This is a genomic window from Variovorax sp. OV084 (assembly GCF_900111625.1).
Lineage (GTDB): Bacteria > Pseudomonadota > Gammaproteobacteria > Burkholderiales > Burkholderiaceae_C > Variovorax.
Window position 1 is genome coordinate 1 of record NZ_FOII01000048.1, and the last position, 2626, is coordinate 2626.

At 64.2% G+C, this 2626-nt stretch carries 2 protein-coding genes; both read left to right on the forward strand.

What is annotated here, in order from left to right; all coding sequences use genetic code 11:
• Positions 1-117: 117 nt before the first annotated feature.
• Positions 118-1644: an IS21 family transposase gene (istA, locus tag BMW87_RS34520; RefSeq protein WP_093083089.1), complete on the forward strand. Its 1527-nt coding sequence runs from the start codon at positions 118-120 to the stop codon at positions 1642-1644.
• Positions 1634-2431 carry an IS21-like element helper ATPase IstB gene (gene istB, locus BMW87_RS34525; protein ID WP_093083091.1) on the forward strand — a complete coding sequence of 266 codons (798 nt, stop codon included), beginning with the start codon at positions 1634-1636 and terminating at the stop codon, positions 2429-2431. Before istA ends, istB begins: the two co-directional genes overlap by 11 nt.
• Positions 2432-2626: the final 195 nt, after the last annotated feature.

The window sequence follows — 2626 nt, forward strand, 5'->3', positions numbered from 1 at the left end:
TGTTGGCGCCGGCCGTAATTTGACCCACCAATGAAGGTTGTGCCGCTTTCGATTTGACCCGGGTGTTCAGCCTACCCTGCTGTTTTTTTAAGCGGTGGGGTATCAGGAGTGATCACTATGGCCATGATTGGCAAGGTCCTGCGGATGCACCACCGCGAGAAGAAGTCGGTGCGCGAGATCGTGAGAGCCACGAGCCTGTCGCGCAACACGGTGAGGAAGTACCTGCGCATGCCGGTGGCGGCGCCGCCGAAGTACCGGCGCAAGGCGGCGATGACGAAGTTGTCGCCATTCGTGGAGACGGTGAAGATGGCGTTGCTGGCCGATGCGCGCCGGCCCCGCAAGGAGCGGCGAACCGCCAAGGCGCTCCTCAAGCAGATTGCCGATGCTGGGTACACAGGCGGCTACACCCAATTGACGGACTTCATCCGCTCCTGGCGGGCGCAGCAAGGCGGCGTTGCGGTTGGCAAGGCGTTCGTGCCGCTGGCCTTCGAGATGGGCGAGGCGTTTCAATTCGATTGGAGCGACGAGCCGCTGGTGATCGGGGGCATCTATCGCAAGCTGCAGGTGTCGCACATGAAGCTGTGCGCGAGTCGGGCCTTCTGGCTGGTGGCGTATCCGAGCCAGGGTCACGAGATGCTGTTCGATGCGCACACGAGATCGTTCGCGGCGCTGGGTGGCGTGGCGCGCCGCGGGATCTACGACAACATGCGCACCGCCGTGGACAAGGTGCACAAGGGCAAGGGGCGCACCGTCAACGCGCGCTTCGCGGTGATGTGCGCGCATTACCTGTACGACCCTGACTTCTGCAACGTGGCCTCCGGCTGGGAGAAGGGGGTGGTGGAGAAGAACGTGCAGGACAGCCGTCGGCGCATCTGGATCGACGCACGCGAGCAGCGCTTCGCCAACATGGACGCGCTCAACGCGTGGCTGGGTGAGCGCTGCCGGGCGCTCTGGCAAGAGGTCCGGCATCCCGAGCACAAGCAGTTCAGCGTTGCCGAGATGCTTGAGCATGAGCGGCTGCAGTTGATGCCGATGCCGGCTCCCTTCGACGGCTACGTCGAGGAGGTGGCGCGGGTCACCAGCACGTGTCTGGTGTCGGTGGCGCGCAACCGCTACTCGGTGCCGTGCGAGCTGGCCGGCCGGATGGTCAGCACGCACCTGTATCCCACGCGGGTGAAGATCGTTGCTGATGACGTCGTGGTGAGCGACCACGAAAGGCTGAGCGACAAGGGCAAGACGCGCTACGACTGGCAGCACTACATCCCGCTGGTGCAGCGTAAGCCCGGGGCGTTGCGCAACGGGGCGCCGTTCACCGATCTGCCGGAGGCATTGCAGCGGCTGCGTCGCGGCTTGCTGCGCGAGAGCGGCGGTGATCGTGTCATGGCCAGGGTGTTGGCGCTGGTGCCGACGGCGGGCCTGGAGTCGGTACTGGTGGCCGTGGAGCTTGCGCTGGAGAGCGGTACGTCGTCCGGGCGCGTGAGCGTCGAGCATGTGATCAACGTGCTGGCGAGACTGAATGCGGCGCCGCGCCCGGACAACGTCGTCACGGTGCTGCAGGTGCTGACGCCGCCGACCGCAGATACGGCGCGCTACGACCGCCTGCGCGATCTGAGCAGAATCAGGGAGGTTGGTCATGACGCGTGACGTGATTGCTGAACTCAAGGCGCTGCGCCTGCACGGCATGGCCGGGACCTGGGCCGATCTGATCGAGCAGAACAATGCTGAACTGGAGCCCTCGCGCTGGCTGGTCGAGCAAATGCTGAGTGCTGAGACAACAGAGCGTGCCACACGCTCGGTGAGCCATCAGATGAATGCCGCGAAGTTCCCGGTGCATCGGGACCTGGCAGGCTTCGACTTCGAGGTCTCACCGGTGGATCGCAAGCTGGTGCTGCAGTTGGCCGAAATGGACTTCACTGACGCTGCGCACAACGTCGTGCTCGTGGGCGGTCCTGGTACCGGCAAGAGCCACTTGGCGACGGCGATTGGCGTGGCGGGCATCGCGCAGCATGGCAAGCGCGTGCGGTTCTACTCGACGGTGGACCTGGTCAACGCGCTGGAGCAGGAGAAGGCGCAGGGCAAGGCCGGGCGCATCGCCAGCAGCCTGCTGCGTCTGGATGCGGTCGTGCTCGACGAGATGGGGTATCTGCCCTTCAGCCAGGCAGGCGGGGCGCTGCTGTTCCATCTGCTGTCCAAGCTCTATGAGCACACCAGCGTGGTGGTGACGACCAACCTAGACTTCGCGGAGTGGTCCAGCGTGTTCGTGGATCCGAAGATGACCACCGCGTTGCTGGACCGTCTCACGCACCACTGCCACATCGTGGAGACCGGGAACGACAGCTATCGCATCACGCACGCGACGGCCAACACGAAGAGACGTATCCGGGCGCGCGAGCAAGAGCGCAAATCGTCGTCAGCAGCCTCAGGTGAATGACACCGTACGCGCAGACAAGGCGCTACGGGCTTCGCCCTTCGCGCCTTCTTCGAGCGAACGCCTGAGCATCAACGAATAAGGCAAGAAAGGAGGAAACAGCTACAGTTATCCACAGTCGGCATCCACGATGCCGGCATCCATCCCCGGGTGAAAGTTCAAGCGGTAGGGTGGGTCAAGACTCAACCGGCGCCCACA

Excerpts from the sequence above, each read along its gene's own strand:
- istA (WP_093083089.1), top strand. The coding sequence starts at position 118 with ATGGCCATGATTGGCAAGGTCCTGCGGATGCACCACCGCGAGAAGAAG.
- istB (WP_093083091.1), top strand. The coding sequence starts at position 1,634 with ATGACGCGTGACGTGATTGCTGAACTCAAGGCGCTGCGCCTGCACGGC.